Origin of the sequence: Paraburkholderia diazotrophica (genome assembly GCF_900108945.1) — a bacterium.
Classification (GTDB): Bacteria; Pseudomonadota; Gammaproteobacteria; order Burkholderiales; family Burkholderiaceae; genus Paraburkholderia; species Paraburkholderia diazotrophica.
In genome coordinates this window covers 35,846-57,040 of the sequence record NZ_FNYE01000021.1, presented here as the reverse complement: position 1 = coordinate 57,040, position 21,195 = coordinate 35,846, and the positions used below count along the sequence as shown (strand labels likewise).

Sequence of the window (21,195 nt, the reverse complement as noted above, 5' to 3'; positions counted from 1 at the left end):
ATTAACCGCCACACCCCATGTCAGTCTCCGAACTCAAACGCCGCCGTACCTTCGCGGTCATTTCCCACCCGGACGCGGGTAAAACCACGCTCACCGAAAAGCTGCTGCTGTTTTCGGGCGCGATCCAGATCGCGGGCACCGTGAAGGGCCGCAAGAGCAACCGCTACGCGACGTCCGACTGGATGGAGATCGAAAAGCAGCGCGGCATTTCCGTCGCAAGCTCGGTGATGCAGTTCGAGTACGGCGATTGCGTGATCAATCTGCTCGATACGCCGGGCCACGAAGACTTCTCGGAAGATACGTATCGCGTGCTGACGGCCGTCGATGCCGCCGTGATGGTGATCGACGGCGCGAACGGCGTCGAAGCGCAGACGCTCAAGCTGCTCGAAGTGTGCCGCAGTCGCAAGACGCCCATCGTCACGTTCATCAACAAGCTCGACCGCGAAGTGCGCGAGCCGCTCGATCTGCTCGACGAAATCGAACAGCATCTGGGCGTGTCGGCCGTGCCGTTCACCTGGCCGATCGGCATGGGCAAGGACTTTCAGGGCGTCTACGACGTGCAGAACGATCAGGTGCGCGTATTCCGCGCGGGCGAGGACACGCTCGGCGGCGAAGTCGAGACCGTGCGCGCGCCCGGTGACGAAGAAGGCGAGCGCCGCTTCGGCCACGCGTGGGTGCGCGCGAAGGAAGAGATCGAGCTGATCACGGGCGCGACGCCCAGCTTCGATCGCGACGAATTTCTCGCGGGCCAGCAGTCGCCCGTGCTGTTCGGCTCGGCGATCAACAACTTCGGCGTGAAGGAAATTCTCGACGCGCTCGTCGATCTCGCGCCGCCGCCGTCCGCGCGGATGACGGTGCAGCGTCCCGTGCAGCCCGACGAGCCGAAGTTCACGGGCGTCGTGTTCAAGGTGCAGGCGAACATGGACCTCGCGCACCGCGATCGCGTCGCGTTCATCCGCGTCTGCTCGGGCCGGTTCGAGCGCGGCATGGCGCTCAAGGTCACGCGCAACAACAAGACCTTTCGCGCGAACAACGTCGTGACGTTCCTGTCACAGCGCCGCGAGACAGTCAGCGAGGCGTACGCGGGCGACATCATCGGCATTCCGAATCACGGCACACTGAGTCTCGGCGATACGCTGACGGAAGGCGAGCTGCTGCAATTCGTCGGCTTGCCGTTCTTCGCGCCGGAAATTTTTCAGACGGTCGAAGTGGTCGATCCGATGCGCGCGAAGCAACTCGGCGAAGCGCTCAAGCAACTGGGCGAAGAGGGCGCGATCCAGGTGTTCAGGCCCGTCGTCGGCGGCCTGATGATTCTGGGCGCCGTCGGGCAACTGCAATTCGAAGTAGTGTCGCATCGGCTATCGACGGAATACAAGGTCGACGTGCGGATGTCGCCCGCGCGCTACCGCATGTCGCGCTGGGTGACGTGCGACGATGCCGCCGAGCTGCGCCGCTTCTGCGATTCGTACTCGCCGCGTATCGCATACGACGCCGCCGAAGCGCCGACGTACCTCGCGTCGCACATCTCCGAAATCGAAGTCGCGCAGAAGGCGTGGCCGAAGATCGTGTTCAACGAACTGCGCGAGCATTCGGGCGCGCCGTTCAGGAAAGCGATGTAACGGCGCGCACGATTTGTGCGAGATCCGTACGCAATTTGTACAATTTGCCGCCGCTGAATGGCAAAAGCCGTGTTCGCCAGAACGAACACGGCTTTTTGCTTTAGACGCATCGCGCGTTACGACCGCGCTTTACGACATTTCCAGCACCTGTTCCCGCAGCCAGCCGGCAAACGCCTGCACGTGTTCCAGCGTTTCGTGGCGCAGAGCGATATCGAGCCAATACCCATAAGGGCCGCTGACCTCGACGTCCGACATCGGCGCAAGACTGCCTTCGTCCAGCTCCTCGACGATCATGTTGCGATCGACGATCGCGAGTCCCACGCCTTTGCGCGCCGCATGGATCGCCTGTTCGAGCGTCGAGAACTCGATGCCGTTTTCGGCGTAACGCGCGGGCAGGCCGGCCTTGTCGAGCCAGTCCGGCCACAGGTTCAGGCGCGCGTCGTTGTGCAGCACGTGCAAGGCGGGCAGCGTTTCGAGCAGCTTGCCGAGCGGTTCTCCCGCGAGCCGCGGCGCGCCGACCAGCGTATGCCGCTCGATCATCAGCCGTTCTGAATGTGCGTCGGGCAGCGCGTCGTGGCCGAAGCGGATGTTGCAGTGACAGTCGTCAGTGGGCTCCGTGCGCACGGAAAGCACGACGTCGGGCAACTCGATCGCGAGTGAGCCCAGGCGCGGTGAAAACCATTGCGTTGCGAAGGTCGGCGGCACGGAGAGCACGAGCCGCCGGCGGCCCTTGGCCGTCGTGACGAGCAGCGTGCCGCGCTCGAGCGTATCGAACGCTTCGGACACACACGGCAGCAGTCGCAGTCCGGCCGTCGTCAGACGGATGCCCTTGTGATCGCGCTCGAACAGCTTCGCGCCGAGCGATTCTTCGAGAATCTTGATTTGCCGGCTGACAGCGCCCTGCGTGACGCATAGCGCGACGGCCGCGCGGTTGAAACTCAAGTGTCGGGCCGTCTCTTCGAAAAAGCGCAACGCGATCAGCGAGGGCAGACGCCGCATGGATTTTCCTTCAGTCTCATCATTCTTTTATGTCCCGCTTCCGGCGGACTGCCTGCGGGCGCGCTTCCCCTGGCCGGCGGCTGCCAGTTGAGTGCAACCTGAACGCACGGGCACGGCGCGTCAACGCAGAGCCGCGCCGCGAGCGTGGGGCGATTCTACATGTGCGCCAGGCGGCGCGTAAGCGGACGCGGGCCGCATCGGAAAAGGCGCGGCCGGGTGCCGCATCGGCGGAATGCAGGCTCTGGCTCCTAAGGCATCCGCTGATATCGAACGCAAATCGGCGGCGATAGAGCACGACGCGCGGCATCGCGCCCGCACGGACATCACTGTGTCGCTGCTCTTCGCCTATCCTGATGAAATCGCGCGCATTAGCGGAACTTGCCGCGCGCCCATCTCACTCGCGGAGCGACCGTGACCGTACGCAATCTCGACGCGTTGTTTCGACCGAAATCCGTCGCCGTGATCGGCGCCTCGAATCGCGAGGGCAGCACAGGCGCGATGGTCTGGAAGCGCCTGATCGAAGGCGGCTTCGACGGCCCCGTCTGGGCCGTCAATCCAAAGTACGACATGCTCGACGGCCATGCGTGCGTCGGCAACGCGGGCGATCTGCCCGATGCGCCGACGGTGGCCATCGTCTGCACGCCGCCGTCGACGTGGCCGGGCATCGTCCACACGCTCGGCGGCCACGGCACGCGCGCGGCGATCATCGTCGGCGAGGCGCGCGACGACGACGGCCGCGCCGACGTCCGGCACACGCTTGCAGCCGCGCGGCCGCATCTGCTGCGCGTCGTCGGGCCGGGCAGCCTCGGCATCGTGACGCCCGCGCTCAAGGCGCATCTCGGCGCGCCTTCCGTGACGGTGCGCTCGGGCGGCGTCGCGTGGGTATCGCAGTCGAACGCGCTGACGAACGCGGTGCTCGGCTGGGCGCATGCGCGCGGCCTTGGCTTTTCGCACGCGGTGGCGCTCGGCGACGAAGCCGACGTCGATGCCGGCGACGTGCTCGACTATCTCGCGAGCGACCCCGGCACGCGCGCGATCCTGCTCGAAGTCGATTCCGTGAAGGCGGCGCGCAAGTTCATGTCGGCGGCGCGCGCGGCGGCGCGCAACAAGCCGGTGCTCGCGCTGCGCTCGGGCCGCAGCGACCCCGCCGATGCGCTGTACACCGCCGCGTTTCGCCGCGCGGGCGTGGTGCGCGTCGATGCGCTCGACGATCTGCTGGATGAAATCGAAACGCTCGGCGTGGGACGCGTCGCGGCGGGCGCGACGGCGACGCTGATCACGAGCGACCGCGGCGTCGCGACGCTCGCCACCGACGCCTTCAAGGCCGCCGGCGACACGCTCGCGCCGTGTCCGCCTGGTGCCGTCGATGCGCTCGCACAGGCGTTGCCGCGCGCGAGGCCAGGCAATCCGCTGCTGCTCGGCAGCGACGCGCGTGCCGAGCACTTCGGCATGGCGCTGAAGGTGCTGGCCGACCAGCGTTCGACGGGCACCGCGTTCGTCGTGCATGCGTCGACGCACAGCGCGCCCGTCGAGGAAGTCGCGCAGGCGCTGATCGCGAATCAGCGTTACGCGTATCGCGGGCTGCTCGCGTGCTTTTTCGGCGGCTTGAAGCGCGAGACGCGCGATGCGTTGCACGAGCACGGCATTCCCGTGCACACGACGCCGCAGCGTCTTGCGCGCGCGTTCGAGCGTCTCGTCGAGTACCGGCTCGTGCGCGAGCTGCTGATGCAGACGCCCGAGGGCCAGCCGTCGCGCGTGCCGGAAGCCATCGACGCGGCCCAGGCACAGGCGTGCGCGGCGTTGTCGTCGGGCGTGACGGAGCTCGACGGCGACGAGGCGGCGCGGCTGCTTGCACACTTCAGTCTGCGCACGGTGCCCGACGACGCGCGCGAAGATGCCGTCGTCGACATCACGGTCGAGCTGCGCGACGACGACAACTTCGGCCCCGTGTTCCGCTTCACCGCGCCGCCCGAACACGATGAGGCGCGGCCGATGTGCGTGTTCGGCCTGCCGCCCCTCAACCCGGTTCTGTCGGACGACATCCTGTCGAATTCGGCGTATGCACGCGAGGTTGCGCCCGAGCCTGTTCTTAACGCGCTGACGTCGATTTCGCAGGCAGTGTCGGAGATCCGCGAGATCGTTTCGCTCAAGCTCGCGCTGCGCGTGATGAAAAACGGCGTGGCCATCGTCGGGCCGCGTCTGCGGCTGTCGGCGAACCGCACGCGCTTCGCGATCATGCCGTATCCGCGCCGCTATGAAGAAACGCTCGACTGGCGCGGCCAGCGCATCACCGTGCGGCCGATCCGTCCTGAAGACGAGGACGCGCATCGCGACTTCGTCGAGTCGATGACGCCCGACGATCTGCGCTTGCGCTTCTTCGGCGCCGTCGGCCGGTTCGACCATTCGCAGCTCGCGCGCATGACGCAGATCGACTATGACCGCGAGATGGCGCTGATCGCGACGACGCAAAACGATGACGGCTCGATCCGCACGCTCGGCGTCGTGCGCGCGGTCGCGGACCCCGACAACGAGACGGCCGAGTTCGCGATGGCCGTGCGTTCGGATCAGAAGGGCAAGGGATTAGGGCGTCTGCTGATGGAGCGCATCATCGCGTATGCGCGCTCGCGCGGCACGCATTGGCTCATCGGCGAGGCGCTGCGCGAGAACTCGGCGATGATCGGGCTCGCGACGGCCGTCGGCTTCACGACTATGCGGACGGAAGACCCGGGCGTCGTGGGCTTCAGGATGGCGCTGGATCAGCCGGAGGAGAACGGAGAGGGGCAGAAGGATAAACAACGAGGCGTCGCGCCAGCCTACGGCGCGTCGCGTTCATGCTCTGGCACGCGCTGACGTGAGCGTTGAGCGCGAGCTCATCGCGTCAGCGGAAATCCGAAATCAAGCCCATCAAGCCGCGAGCTTCGCCGCCGCCGCGTCGACCTGTTCGCGCGACACCGACAGTTCCTCCAGCCACTCGGGCGCGTAGATCGCGCCCGTTTCGCGCTCCAGACGCGCGATCGTCGCGGCGCAGCGCATCGCGTCCTTCGGCGTCGCGATGAACGTCTTCACCGATTGCCCTGCCGTGAACGCTTCGAAGAGCGGCACGCGCACTTCGTCGGGCAGCGCGCGCGTCCATTGATACGGCTTCCCGTTGAACGTCACCGTCGGCGGCAGCACACGCTCTTTTTTCGCGGCGGGAATCAGGCCGAAGTTGCGGGCCGCGTCGCCGATCTGATCGGCCGAAAAGAGTTCGTCCGGCGTGATGTCGAACTGCGCGATGAAGATTTCGATCTGCTGCATCGCGGCGGCGCGGTCGTCGCGTTTCTGCTGCGCGCGAGCCACGATGTCGCGCAGTTCATCGGCTTCGTCGCTTGTGATCGTGAAGCTTGCCTGCTTCTGCTGGAGTTCGGAAAAACGCTGGAATTCGAGGTCGGACAGAAGTTTGGCCATTGCGTATCAGTGAGCGCGCATGCGCGAGAACGCATGCGGCGAAAGTCGTCGATTCGGAAAAGGGCCGACATTCTAACGCAACGTGTTTGCCCATTCGAATCGAATGCGCGCGCGACGCGCGGCAGCGTGCGCATCGGTCGCTCACGGCTCGGCGCGCATCTCCGGCTGCGCAAACATCGACAGGCCCTGCACCGTCTCACGCAGCATCTGCGTGACTTCGTCGAGCGACGGCGCGACGTATTCGTCGATACGCTTGAGGTACGGACACGTCATCGCCGCAATCGCCTGGCCCGATGCCGTCAGCAGCGGAAACGTCAGATCGGTCACGCCGAAAATCTGCTGGCTGTCCTTCTGCGAAAAACCGGCCGCGCGGATTTTCGCGCACGCGGCTTCCAGCGCGTCGTGATCGACGGTCACTTCGCCCTTGACCTTCGTGTGCTCGGCAAGCATGTGCGTGCGCTGCTCGGGCGTCTGGAACGCGAGCATCGTGCGTCCCGAACTCGTGTCGATCAGACCGACGCGCGCACCCAGGCGCACCGAAATGCCCCACGTGCCCGGGCCGTCCACCTGTGCGATCACGAGCAGATTGCCGCGATCGTAGACGGCCAGATGGCACGACTGCTCCGCTTGCGCCGCGAAGCGCTGCATCAGCGGCAACGCTTCGGAGATCAGCCGGTTCATCGGCGGATGACGATGCGCGAGCGCATAGAGCTTCAGGCTCAGCGAATAACGGTCGCCGCCCGCCGAACGCACGACGTACTGGCGCGCGACGAGCCGCTCCAGCATCCGGTACATCTCGCTGGCGTTGCGTCCCAGCAGCTTCGTGATCTCGGCGCGCGTCAGGCCGCTCTTCTGCTCGGCGAGCAGTTCGAGTATGTCGAGCCCCTTGTCGAGCGCAGGGGCGCGATAACGGTCGGCGTCTTCCTTGTCTTCCACGTCCATCGTCGGAAATCGGTTGGTGTTTTAACAGTTGCATCGATTATCGGCTGCCAACGGACTGACACACAGGGCACGGCGCGCCAGGGAAAACACCCATGCCGATCGGTCCGCCATTGGTTGACTTGCCAAAGTTCGAATATGAATAATACGTTCATTGATGAATGAAGAGAATGGCATGACCGATCCCCGCCTGATTCTGTTGAATCCCGACGACAACTGCCTGATCGCCGCCGTGCGGCTGCAGGCAGGAACGCAGATCGATATCGAAGGCGAGCGCGTGACGCTCGCGAAGACGATCGATCTCGGCCACAAGGTCGCGCGCCGCCCGTTGCGCGCCGACGAAAAGGTGCTGCGCTACGGCGCCGAGATCGGCCATGTGACGGCCGACGTCGCGCGTGGCGAGCATCTGCATACGCACAACCTCGAAAGCGATTACCTGCCGACATACACACACGAAGCAGGCCACGCATTCGTCCATCACTGACACGGGCGAGGAACTCATGACCCCCATTTCAGCAGCAGAAAACGGCGCCGTGCTGCAAGGCTATTTGCGCAGCGACGGACGCAAGGGCATCCGCAACGTGGTCGCGGTGGCGTACCTCGTCGAATGCGCGCATCACGTCGCGCGCGAGATCGTCGCGCAGTTTCGTCCTTCGTTCGATGCATTCGACGATTCTTCGGCGGAACAGGCGCCGCCCGTTCATCTGATTGGCTTTCCAGGCTGCTATCCGAACAGCTACGCCGAAAAGATGATGGAGCAGCTGACGACCCATCCGAACGTCGGCGCCGTCCTGTTCGTCTCGCTCGGATGCGAGAGCATGAACAAGCACTATCTGGCCGATGTCGTGCGCGCGAGCGGACGCCCCGCGCACGTGCTGACGATCCAGGAAAAGGGCGGCACGCGCAGCACGATTCAATATGGCGTCGACTGGGTGCGCAACGCGCGCAGCGAACTTGCGCAGCAGCAGAAAGTGCCGATGGCGCTGTCCGAGCTGGTGATCGGCACGATCTGCGGCGGCTCGGACAGTACGAGCGGCATCACCGCAAATCCCGCCGTGGGCCGCGCGTTCGATCGTTTCATCGAGCAGGGCGCGACCTGCATCTTCGAGGAGACGGGCGAACTGGTCGGCTGCGAGTTCCATATGAAGAGCCGGGCGGCGCGCGACGATCTGGGCGACGAGATCGTCGCGTGCGTGGCGAAGGCCGCGCGTTATTACTCGATCCTCGGTCACGGCAGCTTCGCGCCCGGCAATGCGGACGGCGGACTCACGACGCAAGAGGAGAAGTCGCTGGGCGCGTATGCGAAGAGCGGCGCATCGCCGATCGTCGGCATCGTGAAGCCCGGCGACGTGCCGCCGACGGGCGGTCTCTACCTGCTCGACGTCGTGCCCGACGGCGAGCCGCGCTTCGGCTTTCCGAACATCAGCGACAACGCGGAAATCGCGGAGCTGATCGCGTGCGGCGCGCATGTGATCCTGTTCACGACGGGGCGCGGATCGGTGGTCGGCTCGGCGATCTCGCCCGTCATCAAGGTCTGCGCGAACCCGAACACGTATCGCAATCTGTCCGGCGACATGGATGTCGATGCGGGGCGTATCCTTGAAGGCCGCGCGACGCTCGACGAAGTGGGCCGCGAGGTGTTCGATGTCACGCTCGCCGTCGCGCAGGGCGTGGCGTCGAAATCCGAGTCGCTCGGACATCAGGAGTTTATTCTTACGTACAAGACCTTCGAGCCCGTCGGGCCGGCGTGCTTGCCCTTCCATGCGGCTTCGGCTCAGCGGGTCGTTGGTTTGACGGAGCGGTGAACGCTGCATCGGTTCCTTCACGCGCACGACTTGAGCCGTGCATGGGATCAGAGTACGGCACAAGCGCCAACTCTGGATCGACAGCTCTGCATGGGGCTGCAGTAAGTGCTAAAGCACTAACTCCAGCCGACAGGAGACACACGCAATGACGAACGCGCCGGGTTCAAACGTGTGCAAGCGCCGCAGCATCGGCGCACGCGCGCTGCAAGTGACGGGCCTTGGTCTCGGCACGGCGCCGCTTGGCGGGCTCTATCGCGATCTGTCCGACGACGAGGCGTTCGGCGCCGTCGAGGCCGCGTGGGACGCGGGCGTGCGCTTCTTCGACACCGCGCCGCACTACGGCCACACGAAAGCCGAGCATCGTCTCGGCGATGCGTTGCGCCGCTATCCGCGTGGCGAATTCGTGCTGTCGACGAAAGTCGGGCGCCGCTTCGTGCCGCGCAAGAATCCGTATGACGGCAGCGAAGGCTGGCAAAACCCGCTGCCGTTCGAAGCGATCTACGACTACACGCACGACGGCATTCTGCGTTCGTTCGAAGACAGCCAGCAGCGGCTCGGCATCGTCGATATCGACATTCTTCTCGTGCACGACATCGGCCGCTTTACTCACGGCGAAAGCAACGCGCATTACTGGCAGCAGCTGACGCAAGGCGGCGGCTTTCGCGCGCTCGACGATCTGCGCTCGCAAGGCGTCGTGAAAGCGGTCGGCCTCGGCGTCAATGAAGGCGCGGCGATACTCGATGCGATGCGCGATTTCGACATCGACTGCGCGCTGCTCGCCGGCCGCTATACGCTGCTCGAACAGGCGACGCTCGACGATCTGCTGCCCGAATGCGAACGGCGCAACGTCAGCATTCTGCTCGGCGGTGCGTTCAATTCGGGGATTCTCGCGCGGGGCGTCGAAGGCGATCTGAAGTTCAATTACGGCGAAGCGCCCGATGACGTCATCGCGCGTGTCGCGCGTCTCGAAGCGGTGTGCAAGGTGCATGGCGTGCCGCTTGCTGCCGCTGCGTTGCAGTTTCCGTATGCGCATCCTGCCGTCGCGACCGTGCTGACGGGCGCGCGCAATGCGGACGAACTGCGCGAGAACGTCGCGTCGTTCGATCGACCGATACCTGCTGAACTGTGGCAGGCGCTGCGCGACAAGGACTTGCTCGATCCGCGCGCGCCCGTGCCGAAGAACTAGCTGCTCAACGACATCATGCAAATCGACGCACATCAGCATTACTGGAACCCGGAGCGCGGCGACTACGGCTGGCTCACGCCCGATCTCGCTCCCCTCTATCGCACATTCGGTCCCGCCGATCTCGCGCCGCTGCGTGAAAAGGCGGGCGTTACGCGGACGGTCGTCGTGCAGGCCGCGCCGACCGTCGAAGAAACGCGCTATCTGCTGGAACTCGCGCGCAACGAGGCGTCGATTGCGGGCGTCGTCGGATGGGTGCCGATGCTCGACGCCGATGCGCCCGCGCTGATCGAAGCGCTCGCGCGGGAGCCGAAGTTCAAGGGCGTGCGGCCGATGCTGCAAGACCTGCCCGACGACAACTGGATCGCCGATCCCGCGCTGAAGCCGGCTATCGATGCGCTGATCGCGAACGATCTCGCCTTCGATGCGCTGATCTTCACGCGCCACGTCGATGCGCTGGAGACGTTTATCAAGCGCTTCGACCAGTTGCGCATCGTCGTCGATCACGGCGCGAAGCCGGCGATCCGCGAAGGCAGCGCGGGCTGGCACGCATGGGCCGAAGGCATCACGCGGCTCGCGCAATCGCCGCACGTGCACTGCAAGCTGTCTGGCCTCGCGACGGAAGCGGCACAAGGATGGACGGAAGCGACACTGCGTCCTTACGTCGATCATCTGCTTGCCGCATTCGGGCCGAAGCGCCTGATGTGGGGCAGCGACTGGCCGGTGCTGAACCTGAACGGCGACTATCTGCTGTGGCATTCGATCGCGACGCTGCTGCTCGCGCAACTCTCCGACGCGGAGCGCGATGACGTATTCGGCGGCAACGCGGCCGCGTTCTATCGCCTCTGAATCGGGCCTGTGGATCGCGCTTCTGAATCGGGCCTCTGAATGCGGCCTTTGAATCGAGCCTCTGAATCCGCTCGACGACATTTCCACGATCGCGCCGGTGAGCAGCCGCTGCAATACCCGGTATGACTCAAACGCCAATCCAACGGGAGCCGTAGATGATACAAAGACTGGCCGGCAAGACGGCCTTGATCACCGCCGCGGGGCAAGGCATCGGCCTCGCGACGGCCGAGCTTTTCGCGCGTGAAGGCGCGCGCGTCATCGCGACCGACATCCGCATCGACGCGCTGAAGGACAAGCCCGTCGAAGCGCGCAAGCTCGACGTGCTCGACGGCGCGGCGATCAAGGCGCTCGCCGACGAGCTCGGCGCAATCGACGTGCTGTTCAATTGCGCGGGCTACGTGCACGCGGGCTCGATTCTCGAAGCGAGCGAGGAAGACTGGGACTTCGCTTTCGCGCTGAACGCGAAGGCGATGTACCGGACGATCCGCGCGTTTCTGCCCGCGATGCTGGAGAAGGGCGGCGGCTCGATCATCAACATGTCGTCGGCGGCGTCGAGCGTGAAGGGCGTGCCGAATCGCTTCGCGTATGGCGCGTCGAAAGCGGCCGTGATCGGACTGACCAAGTCCGTCGCCGCCGATTTCGTCACGCGCGGCATACGCTGCAACGCGATCTGTCCGGGCACGGTACACTCGCCTTCGCTCGAAGAACGCATCGCGGAACAGGCGAAGGCGCAAGGCTCGACGGTCGAAGCGGTGCACGCGGCGTTCGTCGCGCGTCAGCCGATGGGCCGCGTGGGCAAGCCGGAAGAGATCGCGGCGCTGGCGCTGTATCTGGCGTCGGACGAATCGGCGTTCACGACGGGCCAGGCGCATGTGATCGACGGCGGCTGGTCGAACTGAGCCGCGCAGCGTAGGCATCGATGAACCTGATGAATCACTGAACTGAGGAAACTGCAGCGATGAAATTGCTTCGTTATGGACCGAAAGGCCAGGAAAAGCCGGGCTTGCTGGATGCGCAAGGCAAAATTCGCGATCTGTCGAAAGTGGTCGCCGACATCGACGGCAGCACGCTGACGGACGCCGCGCTCGCGAAACTGCGCGAAGTCGATCCGGCGTCGCTGCCGGTAGTCGAAGGCAATCCGCGCATCGGGCCGTGCGTCGGCAAAATCGGCAAGTTCGTGTGCATCGGCCTGAACTACGCGGACCACGCGGCCGAATCGAATCTGCCCGTACCCACTGAGCCCGTCGTCTTCAACAAGTGGACGAGCGCGATCATCGGTCCGAACGACGACATCGAAATTCCGCGCGGCTCGAAGAAGACCGACTGGGAAGTGGAACTGGGCGTCGTGATCGGCAAGGAAGCGAAGTACGTTGACGAAGCGAATGCACTCGACTATGTCGCGGGCTACTGCGTGATCAACGACGTGTCCGAGCGCGAATGGCAGATCGAGCGCGCCGGTCAATGGGACAAGGGCAAGGGCTTCGATACGTTCGGCCCGATCGGTCCGTGGGTCGTCACGCGCGACGAAGTGCCCGATCCGCAGAACCTGAAGCTGTGGCTCGAAGTGGACGGCCATCGCTATCAGAACGGCAGCACGAAGACGATGGTGTTCGGCGTCGCGAAGCTGGTGTCGTATCTGTCGCAGTGCATGAGCCTGCAACCGGGCGACGTGATCTCGACGGGCACGCCGCCGGGCGTCGGCATGGGCGTGAAGCCCGAGCCCGTATATTTGAAGGCGGGGCAGACGGTGCGGCTCGGCATCGAGGGTCTCGGCGAGCAGCAGCAGAAGACGTATGCGGCGGAGTGATTCGCGCTGAGTCCTGACTCATAGAACGGCGCGTTGCCCGTTCATTTGCGCATACAGAGCATCATCTATGAAGAGAAAAAGCCGTCCGGACACACGATGTCCGGACGGCTTTTTTCTTTTCATTCGCGATGACGTCTTTCGTCCGCGCGCAAGGGTTCGTCTTCCGTGCCGTCGCCGATCCGGTTGATCGTGCCCTGGGCGACGGCGATCAGCCGTTCCCTGTCGCCATCGGTGACGAACACGTTGCACTGACACGTCGCCTGCTGCCTGCCGACGTACACCACTTCCGCGCGCGCCATCAGCACGCCCGTCACCGCGGGCCGCAGATAGTTGATCTTGTACTCGCCCGTCACGACCCTCGGCCCGAGGGCCAGCGCGCCCGCGAAGGTCAGCGCGTTATCGGCGAGATAGCTGATCACCCCGCCATGCACGAAGCCATGCTGTTGCCGCAATTCATCGCGGATCGGCAGACACAGCGTCAGTTCGTTCGCGCCGACGTACATCAGTTCGGTGCCGAGCAATACGCTGAATGGCTGGGCGTGCAGTGCGCCGCGCGCCCGGTCGAGTAGATCAGTCATCGTCGTTCCTTCGGGCCGTGGCCCGCATGGCGATGTCCCCACTCTAGGAAGCATGAATGCGGCGCGTCAAGAGAATTCGAAAAGATTGCCCGGCAATTATTGCGTAATTCGATGTGACGTCACGGCGTGCCTTTCACTATTCGCACGTACGGGTAATTTTTCAGGCGAACGCTCAAGGCGACGGCCGGCACTGCCGTAAACCCGGATGCACTCCCGTCCTCTCAGCTATTCAGGTGTTTCGATGTTCAGCAAGATCAAGGTCGCATCCGGCCTGCTATGTGTTCTGGCCGCTTTCTGCATTTTCCAGCTGGTGACGGCGGGCCTCGGTTTCTGGTCGATGACGCGCACGCATGATGACGTCGACGATCTGGCGAACGTCGCGCTTCGGCAGGTGAACGCCGTCAACGAGACGACGCAGCATCTGATGGACGCACGCATCAATCTCTCGCGTGCCGGCACGCGGATGGTGCGCGGCGGCGCGGAACCGACCGACATCGTTCAGCATGCGCGCGAGCAGATCGCCGCCGCAGAGCGTTCGTTCGCGGTATTCATGAACGCGCCGAAACTCAACGACGAAAACAGCGCACACGCCGCTGCGCTCAACGAGAAGTACCAGAAGCTGCATACGGCGCTCGGCGAACTCGCGCAGTATCTCGACACCAACAACATCCAGGCGTTCCTCGATCAGCCGACGCAAGGCATGCAGGACGCGTATCTGACGGAACTGCACAACTTCACGCAATTCGGCGATGCGGCGGGCCGTGCGTCGTTGGATTCAATCGATGCGCGCGAGACGATGTTCCGCGTGGTCGGTCTCGTGATTCTTGCGCTGCTGCTGGGCGGCACGATCGGCGTGCATGTGGTGCTGCGCCGTGGCGTCGTCGGGCCGCTCGAAGAAGTGGGCCGCCATTTCGAGCGCATCGCGCAAGGCCGCCTGAACCAGCCGATCGCGGAGCGCGGCACGAACGAAATCGGCCGTCTGTTCTCGGGTCTCTCGCATATGCAGGCAAGCGTCGCGCGCACCGTGAAGACCGTGCGCGAAGCGGCCGATTCGATTCATATCGGCGCGGACGAAATCGCGACGGGCAACGCCGATCTGTCGGCGCGCACGGAAAACCAGGCGGCGTCGCTCGAAGAGACGGCGTCGAGCATGGAGGAACTGACGGCGACCGTGCGCCAGAACGCCGAGCACGCGCGCGAAGCGAACACGCTCGCCGAGACGGCGCTCGACGCGACTTCGCGCGGCACGGATGTCGTCAACGAGGTCGTGACGAAGATGCACGGCATCGCGCAAAGCTCGGACCGCATCGCGGAGATCATCACGGTGATCGATGGGATCGCGTTCCAGACCAACATCCTTGCGTTGAACGCGGCCGTCGAAGCGGCGCGCGCGGGCGAGCAGGGCCGCGGCTTTGCCGTCGTCGCGGGCGAGGTGCGCGGGCTCGCGCAGCGCAGCGCGCAGTCGGCGAAGGAGATCAAGGAACTGATCAGCGAATCGGTGGCCGAGATTCAGGGCGGATCGGTGCTCGTCGAACGCGCGGGCGAAGCGATGCGCAACGTGTCGGATTCGATCTCGCGCGTCACGCAGATGATGGCCGAGATCAGTGCGTCGTCGCACGAACAGAGCACGGGCATCGAGCAGGTCAATCAGGCCGTCGTGCAGATGGACCAGATGACGCAACAAAACGCAGCGCTCGTCGAGGAAGCGGCGGCTGCGGCCGCGTCGCTGCATCAGCAGACGCGACAGTTGAAGGACGCCGTGTCCGCGTTCGAGATTTCAGATGCCGTGTTCACGTCGCGGCGCACGCGACATGCGATCGCGCCCGGGTATAGCGAGCCGGTCGGCGCCTGAGCGTATGCGTTAGCGTGTAGGGCGCAGATCGCAGGTCCCATATGACAAGTCCGCGAAGCGACTTGCTTCGCGGGCTTCGTTTTTGCTGCTCTTCTCACGCGCAGCCGCTATGAAATAGCGTCCGTTATGCGGACGGCAATGCGGCGTAAGCGGTGGCGAGGTGATAGGGCGTCGTCGACGGCATGTCCGCGCGAGCGATCTGGCCCGCGAGCGTCTTGCATTCGACCCAGCCCTGCGCGTGCAGAAAGCGCGGGCGGAAGCGCTCGATCTGTTGCGGCAGCAGCGCGCGGATGGCGGCGTCGCCGTGCACGGCCAGCGCGCGCAGATATTCCGTCTGCGCCCAGATGCGCTGAGTCGAGTCCTTGATGCCGCCCGCCTCGTCGAGCGCGGCATGCACGCCGCCCGTGGCTGCATCGACGCCCCGTTCGTGCGCGAACATGAACGCGCGCGCCAGCGCTTCGCGCAGGCCCGAGCCCGCGAGCACATCGCCTGCCTGCTGCACGAGCCAGAACCATTCGAACTGATGGCCTGGCTCGAGCCTGTTGTCTGCACTGCCCGCGCTGCCGGCTTTGCCCGTTTTGCCAATAGGCAGCTCGGCGATGCAGCCCGTCGGCTCGTGCACGAAGGTGCGCGCAATCGCATCGCCGAGCTTCGCGATCGCCGTATCGAACGCAGCGTCCTGCGTGGCCGCGCGCGCCGCGAGCCAGGCCTCCGTCAGATGCATCAGCGGGTTTTGCAGCGGCATCTCGCCCTTCGTCGAGAAGTCGGCGGCGAGCGCGGCGTGCAGCAGGCCATCGTCGGCGGCGAAGCGGTCTTCGATCAGCGACGATGCGCGATGCACGACGTCGAGCGCATCGCGGTTGCCCGAGCGCGCCCCGTATTCGGCGCATGCGAACACAACGAACGCGTGCGTGTAGAGATCCTTGGTCGTGTCGAGCGGCGCGCCCTGCGCATCGACGCTGTAGAACCATCCGCCATGCCTGCTGTCCTGAAAGATCCGCATCAGCGATTCGAACAGGCGCAGCGCATGCTCCATTTCTCCGGCCAGCGCAAACACGAACATCTGCCGCGCGCACGCCATCGCGCGATAGCGGACGACGGGCAGCGGCGTCTGGCCATCGGCTGCGACGGCTTCGTACGGCAGGCCGAGCGCCGCGTTGAAGCCGGGCCCTCGCCAGATCGGCAGGATGACGTGCGCGAAGTGGTCGCGCAGCGCGGCTGCAAGTTCGGGCGTGGATGCGATCGGGTTCATGGTTGGGGAATTCGGTGAATGGAGTGGTGGGCGTGATGTGAAGTGCATGCGGGCCGCATGCGCGCCGAGGGCTCCAGCATAGCAAACAGCGCGTGATGCTCATCTCGCGAACAGGCAACCGCACGCGGCGGCGTCAATGTGCCAAGGAGAAGAACATGATTAGCGATGTCGAATTGATCTCACGGCTCGTCCTCGCGGCGGTGCTGGGCAGCGTGATCGGCTTCGAACGCGAGCGGCTTTCATGGGCCGCGGGGCTGCGCACACATATGCTCGTGTGCGTCGGCTCGGCGCTCTTCATGATCGTCTCGGCGTTCGGTTTCGCGGACGTCCTGGGCACCGAGCACGTCGTGCTCGACCCGTCGCGTGTCGCGGCACAGGTCGTCTCCGGGATCGGCTTCCTCGGCGCCGGTTCGATCCTGTTGCGCGGCTCGATCATCCGCGGGCTGACAACGGCGGCGAGTCTCTGGTCCGTCGCGGCCGTCGGACTCGCCGTGGGCGGCGGACTGTACACGGCGTCGATCGCCGCGACGATCATCGTTCTGATCATCCTCGCAGGCGTCCAGCCGATCGAAAAACGCTTCATCACGGTCAAGCAGCGCTGCCAGCTGATGCTTGTCGTCGAGCGCGGCTCGATGACGTTCCATTCGCTGCACGAAGCGCTGGGTCCGGCGAGCCCGCGCGTTAAGCACTTCGTGATGCAGCAGAGCGACGACGATCCGCAGTTCGACGAAGTGGTGATTACGCTGAGTCGCGTGTCGATGACGGAGTACACGGCGATTTGCGAGCAACTGAAAGCGCTGCCGGCCGTGAAGGACTTTCGCGAAAACGGGGAGCCGGCTTAAGCGGGATCAGCGGACGCGGGGCTGCGTCGAGCGGATCAGCGGCGCGCGCCGCTCGCACGCGAAGCCCGTCGCAAAAAGGCCCGCGATCCATTTCTGTGTCCCCTTTTGCATGAGACAATGCGGGCTCTAAAACACGCTGACGGCATGTTGTAGCGGCGCCTGACAGGCGACGAACGCTGCCTTTCCCGCTTTCCTTCATGGCAGACTCCGCAGATTCCACGATTTCCCGCCCGGCACGCGTCCGTTCGCAGAAGCGGCGCGCGTCCGCTGTCTCTCCCGAAACGGAAAACAAGCTCGCGCGGGCGGCGCGCTCGGCGCAGCGTCTCGCGCAATTGAGCGATGCCGTGCGCGACGACAGCACGCTCGACCTGTTCCCCGACGATACGGCCCGCGCCGAGCAGCATGCGATGAACATCGACGTGCGGCAAGGCACGCTGGCGGGCTTCGAGTTGCCCGATGTCGTGCTGGCAGCGGCGGGCGCGGCGGATGGGGGCGGCTTTCCGGCGGGTCCGGCGGAAGCGAAAGCAGGGCTGCGCGGCACGCGCGCGGCGTCGTCGTCGTCGAAAGAACAGGCGCCAGCCGATGATCCGCATGCCGGTCAAATGCTGATCGAAACGGAAGCGGGCTTGCCGGAATCGGCTGCGGCAGCAAGCAGTGCTGTTGAGCAAGCGTCGAATGCTGCTTCGGCTGAAGACGACATGGCGGCGCAGCCTGCGACGTCGGCGAGCGTTGCAAAGGTGACGGGCGATACGTCGTCGCAGACTGCGTCGCTGGCGACGGCGAGCGTGATGCGCAGCGTGGCGGCGCTGCGCCAGGCATCCGCAACGGTGGCGGGATCTGCCGAGCAGAAGGAAGGTGCGAAGGCGTTGGCGTCCGGCGGCGCGGCGCAGCGCCCCGTCGCTGCGAGCGCCAAAGCCGCGACGGTTGCGCGCGATGTGACGGCATCCGATGCGTCGGCGAAACCAGGCGATGGAAGCGGGGCAATCGACGGAAACAGCGGGATTGGCGCGACAGACGCGATGGGCACGAACGCGACGCGCCCAGCCACGCCGCCGACGCGCGCGCCGTACGTCGCAACGACATCGCGCCACCAGGCGCCGCGCGCCACGCCCGAACTGGATCAGGCACGCGCGACCGCCTTCGCCGATACCGTGGATGCGCTGTATGGCGTGATCGCCGACCAGCGCCGTGCCGACAGCGATCACTCGCGGCGCATGAAATGGCTGCTGACTATCGTGGTCTGCGCGCTGCTGATGACGATCGCGATCGGTATCGCGCAGACGTTGCTGCTGTTGCGCCTCGCGCATCAGTCGACGGCACAGGAACAGCGCATCGAGCAGATGATGCTGAACCAGCAGGCCACGCTCGCGACGCTGCTCGGCACGGATTCGTCGACGACGAGCCTTCCTGTTAGCGCGCAGACTCCCGCGCCTGCTTCGCCCGCTGCCGCGACCGCGCCGGCAAAGCCCGCGGATGCGCACGTCGCGCATGCCCAGCATGCTCAGCGACGCAAGTCAGCGCACGCTCACTAAGCGTCGACGCCGGCTGCGCGTCGATGGGCGGCCGGCAATTCGTCCCGTTCCTCCTGTTTCGAGACCGGCGATTCTCGCGCGAATGACATGACGGACGTTCGCGTGCACCACCAAGCCGTCTGCAGCCGCAAAAACGCATCTAACGGTCTACTCCGCTCCCGCGCCGCCAACGCCCGGCAGGCTGTTGCATTCATACATCGATGTCTCGCAAAAACGGGGGCGGGTCTGCAGGCCTGATTTGGTCGGCCTGACGCGACGCAACATTCCATCAAACGTCCTATGGCGAAAGACCGCGCCAATAAATTGCTGCATTGCACTAGATTTTGCCTAGGGAAAACCCTATACTTCTCATTAAGGGAAAACCCTAGCTCAACCATCATCAACCGGGAGTCGCCATGAACTATCTTTTCGCGCTGTTCCAAAAGGTTAGCGACCTCTTCGCGTCGCCCCACTTGCCTCTGGATTCGGACTACTCGTACGAAGCACGTCATCGCGAAGCGGAGCGTGTTCGCAAGTCGCAATCAACGCTATTCGGCATCCGCCTGACCGATTGATCATTGATCGGCCAGCCGTCGAAGAAAAAGACGTTGCACTGCGCATGTCGCCGCCATCCAGAAGCGGCGAGCAACTCAAAGGAACCCGGCTACGCCGGGTTTTTTTGTTTTGCGCCTTTTCCGACTAGCGTGAGCCCCGTCCCGTGGCCACGCCAGTTCGGTGTTGCGCGCAACGTTGTAATCCGTCGTCCATTATTTCGGGGCCGAAATGGATGTAACGGACGATTCGCGCCCGGTCGGCCAGAACCACTATCGGAAGCGCATTTAGCCTTGCGAAATCAGGGCTTGTCCGCCGCAACGCTCGCCTGTTGGGGTGTCCCGCTTTTGAAATGTGCGCTTACAAGTGCTCACGTCTATGAAAGGTCTGCGCCGCTAAAGTGGTTCTCAAGCGAAGGGCGCGAATCTCAAACCAACCCGGTCGATTCAGCCGTCGCTCGCAACGAAACTCGATAGGGAGAATAGTCATGAAGGCCTTGAACAAGACATCGCGTTCGATCATCGCGGCAGTGCTTGCGGGCGGCGCACTGCTCGGCGCAACCAGCGCCTTTGCGCAGCACGCGCCCGTCTACGGGCAGCCGCACATGACGCCGGTGGGCGTGCAGATCAACATCGGCTGGCACGGCGACCGCTACTGGGACGGCCACCGCTACTGGGCGCACGACGACTGGATGCGTCATCACCCGCATGACCGCGATCCGTACCACGATCGCGATCACGGCCACCGTCCGCCGCCGCCGCGTTACTACTAACGCGTTGACGTCAGCCTGAACGGCATCGGTTGGAGATGCCGCGACGGGAAAACAGGGCCGGCCGCTCGCAAGAGCGCGCCGGCCCTGTCGTATCCGGCGTCGGAAAAACGTGCGCTGCGCTATGCTTTCGTGCTTTGACCAGCGGAACCGTACCGGCAAGGGGAATAAGGATTGAGCAAGCCAGTCGTAGGCGTGGTGGGAACGGGATTGATGGGCGTCGGCATCGCGACGCAGAGCGCGCTGCACGGACATCGGACGATCGTCAACGATGTCGACCCCGCGCGGCTCGCCAGCGTCGCGCCGAAGGCACAAGCGGTGCTCGATGAACTGATCGACGCCGGCCGTATCGATCAGCAGGCGAAAGCGGCGGCGCTTGCCAACATCGAAACGAGTGCGTCGCTCGACATAATGGCCGATGCGCACTTCGTGATCGAAGCGATTCCCGAAGTGCTCGAACTGAAGCATCGCCTCTATGCGGCGCTGACGGACCTACTGCGCGACGACGCGATCCTCGCGAGCAACACGAGCGGCTTTCCACCTGATCAGCTCTCGGTGCCGCTGCGCGCGAAAGAACGCTTTCTGATCGCGCACTACTGGAATCCGCCGCATATGATTCCCCTCGTCGAAGTGGTGCCGGGCAGCGACACGACGCAAGACGTCATCGATGCGACCGTCGCGCTGATGAACGCGACGGGCATGGAGCCTGTCGTGCTGACGAAAGCGATTCCGGGCTTCGTCGGCAACCGTCTGCAGTTCGCGGTGTTGCGCGAAGCGCTGAACATCGTGCGCTCGGGCGCGGCGACACCCGAAGTCGTCGACCGCGTGATGAAGGGGTCGCTGGGCAAGCGCTGGGGCATCGTCGGGCCGTTCGAAGGCGCGGATATGGGCGGCCTCGATACGTTCGTCGATATCGCGAGCCATCTGATGCCGGCGCTCGCGAAAGACGAAGAGGTGCTCGATCTGCTGCGCGAGCAGGTGCGTGCGGGACGCGTCGGCGTGCGCAGCGGCGCGGGCTTTTACGACTGGGACGACGCGCAGGCCGCGAAAGTGAAAGCAGGACGCAGACGCGTGATCCAGTCGAATGGACAGAAGCACGGATAACGCTGAGCGGCGGCGGAGCGCCGCGCCGCTGAGCATCGCGAACAGATGCAAGAGAGCCGGAAGCGAGTGAACCGGACGCAAGCAAAC

General features: G+C 64.7%; 19 protein-coding genes. 14 read left to right on the top strand and 5 right to left on the bottom strand.

All coding sequences use genetic code 11. The features are described from left to right. The first annotated feature begins 17 nt into the window (after positions 1 to 17). Entirely contained in the window at positions 18 to 1,619 is a 1,602-nt protein-coding gene (locus BMW76_RS24250) for a peptide chain release factor 3 (protein WP_090869788.1), read from the top strand. A 129-nt stretch (positions 1,620 to 1,748) separates the two neighbouring features. Here the strand turns inward: BMW76_RS24250 and BMW76_RS24245 are convergent, their stop codons facing one another. Next, on the bottom strand, positions 1,749 to 2,618 hold the full coding sequence (locus BMW76_RS24245; RefSeq protein WP_090869786.1) for a LysR family transcriptional regulator: 870 nt from the start codon (positions 2,616 to 2,618) through the stop codon (positions 1,749 to 1,751). Positions 2,619 to 3,029: 411 nt separating this feature from the next. Here BMW76_RS24245 and BMW76_RS24235 point away from each other — a divergent pair, with 411 nt between their 5' ends. Next, positions 3,030 to 5,468, top strand: a complete 2,439-nt coding sequence (locus BMW76_RS24235; protein ID WP_090869782.1) for a bifunctional acetate--CoA ligase family protein/GNAT family N-acetyltransferase — start codon at positions 3,030 to 3,032, stop codon at positions 5,466 to 5,468. A 54-nt stretch (positions 5,469 to 5,522) separates the two neighbouring features. On the opposite strand, the gene BMW76_RS24230 is transcribed toward BMW76_RS24235, so the two are convergent. Both BMW76_RS24230 and BMW76_RS24225 read right to left on the bottom strand, forming a co-directional pair. Then, a complete protein-coding gene (locus tag BMW76_RS24230) occupies positions 5,523 to 6,065 on the bottom strand; it encodes a hypothetical protein (RefSeq protein WP_090869780.1) in 543 nt (180 codons plus the stop codon). Between the two features lie 141 nt (positions 6,066 to 6,206). Next, positions 6,207 to 7,007 (bottom strand): IclR family transcriptional regulator, encoded by an 801-nt coding sequence (locus BMW76_RS24225; RefSeq protein ID WP_090869778.1) that lies wholly within the window; start codon positions 7,005 to 7,007, stop codon positions 6,207 to 6,209. A gap of 172 nt (positions 7,008 to 7,179) precedes the next feature. On the opposite strand from BMW76_RS24225, the gene BMW76_RS24220 reads away from it, so the two are divergent. From BMW76_RS24220 to BMW76_RS24195, 6 genes are all read left to right on the top strand, one after another. Next, positions 7,180 to 7,488 carry a UxaA family hydrolase gene (locus BMW76_RS24220; protein ID WP_245763353.1) on the top strand — a complete coding sequence of 103 codons (309 nt, stop codon included), beginning with the start codon at positions 7,180 to 7,182 and terminating at the stop codon, positions 7,486 to 7,488. A gap of 16 nt (positions 7,489 to 7,504) precedes the next feature. Beyond that, positions 7,505 to 8,809, top strand: a complete 1,305-nt coding sequence (locus BMW76_RS24215; protein WP_090869775.1) for a UxaA family hydrolase — start codon at positions 7,505 to 7,507, stop codon at positions 8,807 to 8,809. A 145-nt stretch (positions 8,810 to 8,954) separates the two neighbouring features. Continuing rightward, on the top strand, positions 8,955 to 9,995 hold the full coding sequence (locus BMW76_RS24210) for an aldo/keto reductase (RefSeq protein ID WP_090869773.1): 1,041 nt from the start codon (positions 8,955 to 8,957) through the stop codon (positions 9,993 to 9,995). 15 nt (positions 9,996 to 10,010) lie between these two features. Then, positions 10,011 to 10,841, top strand: coding sequence for an amidohydrolase family protein (locus tag BMW76_RS24205; RefSeq protein WP_090869771.1), 831 nt, complete (start codon positions 10,011 to 10,013; stop codon positions 10,839 to 10,841). A 155-nt stretch (positions 10,842 to 10,996) separates the two neighbouring features. After that, complete coding sequence (locus tag BMW76_RS24200; protein ID WP_090869768.1) at positions 10,997 to 11,740, top strand: SDR family oxidoreductase; 744 nt, start codon at positions 10,997 to 10,999, stop codon at positions 11,738 to 11,740. Between the two features lie 59 nt (positions 11,741 to 11,799). Next, complete coding sequence (locus BMW76_RS24195) at positions 11,800 to 12,648, top strand: ureidoglycolate lyase (RefSeq protein ID WP_090869766.1); 849 nt, start codon at positions 11,800 to 11,802, stop codon at positions 12,646 to 12,648. Positions 12,649 to 12,767: 119 nt separating this feature from the next. On the opposite strand, the gene BMW76_RS24190 is transcribed toward BMW76_RS24195, so the two are convergent. Then, a complete protein-coding gene (locus tag BMW76_RS24190) occupies positions 12,768 to 13,226 on the bottom strand; it encodes a PaaI family thioesterase (RefSeq protein ID WP_090869765.1) in 459 nt (152 codons plus the stop codon). 241 nt (positions 13,227 to 13,467) lie between these two features. Between BMW76_RS24190 and BMW76_RS24185 the strand changes: the two genes are divergently transcribed. Then, a complete protein-coding gene (locus BMW76_RS24185) occupies positions 13,468 to 15,078 on the top strand; it encodes a methyl-accepting chemotaxis protein (protein ID WP_090869763.1) in 1,611 nt (536 codons plus the stop codon). Positions 15,079 to 15,202: 124 nt separating this feature from the next. Here BMW76_RS24185 and BMW76_RS24180 read toward each other — a convergent pair whose 3' ends face one another. Then, a complete protein-coding gene (locus tag BMW76_RS24180) occupies positions 15,203 to 16,330 on the bottom strand; it encodes an AGE family epimerase/isomerase (protein WP_090869761.1) in 1,128 nt (375 codons plus the stop codon). A 155-nt stretch (positions 16,331 to 16,485) separates the two neighbouring features. Between BMW76_RS24180 and BMW76_RS24175 the strand changes: the two genes are divergently transcribed. The 5 genes from BMW76_RS24175 to BMW76_RS24160 all read left to right on the top strand — a co-directional run bounded on the left by BMW76_RS24175 (position 16,486) and on the right by BMW76_RS24160 (position 21,108). Next, complete coding sequence (locus BMW76_RS24175; RefSeq protein ID WP_090869759.1) at positions 16,486 to 17,172, top strand: MgtC/SapB family protein; 687 nt, start codon at positions 16,486 to 16,488, stop codon at positions 17,170 to 17,172. A gap of 197 nt (positions 17,173 to 17,369) precedes the next feature. Beyond that, positions 17,370 to 18,704: a hypothetical protein gene (locus BMW76_RS24170; protein WP_090869757.1), complete on the top strand. Its 1,335-nt coding sequence runs from the start codon at positions 17,370 to 17,372 to the stop codon at positions 18,702 to 18,704. A gap of 395 nt (positions 18,705 to 19,099) precedes the next feature. Then, positions 19,100 to 19,258: a hypothetical protein gene (locus BMW76_RS41265; protein ID WP_012403599.1), complete on the top strand. Its 159-nt coding sequence runs from the start codon at positions 19,100 to 19,102 to the stop codon at positions 19,256 to 19,258. A 464-nt stretch (positions 19,259 to 19,722) separates the two neighbouring features. After that, entirely contained in the window at positions 19,723 to 20,007 is a 285-nt protein-coding gene (locus BMW76_RS24165; RefSeq protein ID WP_090869755.1) for a hypothetical protein, read from the top strand. Positions 20,008 to 20,178: 171 nt separating this feature from the next. Beyond that, positions 20,179 to 21,108 carry a 3-hydroxyacyl-CoA dehydrogenase family protein gene (locus tag BMW76_RS24160; protein WP_090869753.1) on the top strand — a complete coding sequence of 310 codons (930 nt, stop codon included), beginning with the start codon at positions 20,179 to 20,181 and terminating at the stop codon, positions 21,106 to 21,108. The last annotated feature ends 87 nt before the right edge of the window (positions 21,109 to 21,195 follow it).

Bases quoted from the DNA above. Each gene is read 5' to 3' on its own strand.
- BMW76_RS24185 (WP_090869763.1), top strand. From the start codon at position 13,468: ATGTTCAGCAAGATCAAGGTCGCATCCGGCCTGCTATGTGTTCTGGCC.
- BMW76_RS24170 (WP_090869757.1), top strand. From the start codon at position 17,370: ATGGCAGACTCCGCAGATTCCACGATTTCCCGCCCGGCACGCGTCCGT.
- BMW76_RS24190 (WP_090869765.1), bottom strand. From the start codon at position 13,226: ATGACTGATCTACTCGACCGGGCGCGCGGCGCACTGCACGCCCAGCCA.
- BMW76_RS24165 (WP_090869755.1), top strand. From the start codon at position 19,723: ATGAAGGCCTTGAACAAGACATCGCGTTCGATCATCGCGGCAGTGCTT.
- BMW76_RS24180 (WP_090869761.1), bottom strand. From the start codon at position 16,330: ATGAACCCGATCGCATCCACGCCCGAACTTGCAGCCGCGCTGCGCGAC.
- BMW76_RS24245 (WP_090869786.1), bottom strand. From the start codon at position 2,618: ATGCGGCGTCTGCCCTCGCTGATCGCGTTGCGCTTTTTCGAAGAGACG.
- BMW76_RS24230 (WP_090869780.1), bottom strand. From the start codon at position 6,065: ATGGCCAAACTTCTGTCCGACCTCGAATTCCAGCGTTTTTCCGAACTC.
- BMW76_RS24205 (WP_090869771.1), top strand. From the start codon at position 10,011: ATGCAAATCGACGCACATCAGCATTACTGGAACCCGGAGCGCGGCGAC.
- BMW76_RS24175 (WP_090869759.1), top strand. From the start codon at position 16,486: ATGATTAGCGATGTCGAATTGATCTCACGGCTCGTCCTCGCGGCGGTG.
- BMW76_RS24200 (WP_090869768.1), top strand. From the start codon at position 10,997: ATGATACAAAGACTGGCCGGCAAGACGGCCTTGATCACCGCCGCGGGG.
- BMW76_RS24215 (WP_090869775.1), top strand. From the start codon at position 7,505: ATGACCCCCATTTCAGCAGCAGAAAACGGCGCCGTGCTGCAAGGCTAT.
- BMW76_RS24195 (WP_090869766.1), top strand. From the start codon at position 11,800: ATGAAATTGCTTCGTTATGGACCGAAAGGCCAGGAAAAGCCGGGCTTG.
- BMW76_RS24210 (WP_090869773.1), top strand. From the start codon at position 8,955: ATGACGAACGCGCCGGGTTCAAACGTGTGCAAGCGCCGCAGCATCGGC.
- BMW76_RS24225 (WP_090869778.1), bottom strand. From the start codon at position 7,007: ATGGACGTGGAAGACAAGGAAGACGCCGACCGTTATCGCGCCCCTGCG.
- BMW76_RS41265 (WP_012403599.1), top strand. From the start codon at position 19,100: ATGAACTATCTTTTCGCGCTGTTCCAAAAGGTTAGCGACCTCTTCGCG.
- BMW76_RS24220 (WP_245763353.1), top strand. From the start codon at position 7,180: ATGACCGATCCCCGCCTGATTCTGTTGAATCCCGACGACAACTGCCTG.
- BMW76_RS24250 (WP_090869788.1), top strand. From the start codon at position 18: ATGTCAGTCTCCGAACTCAAACGCCGCCGTACCTTCGCGGTCATTTCC.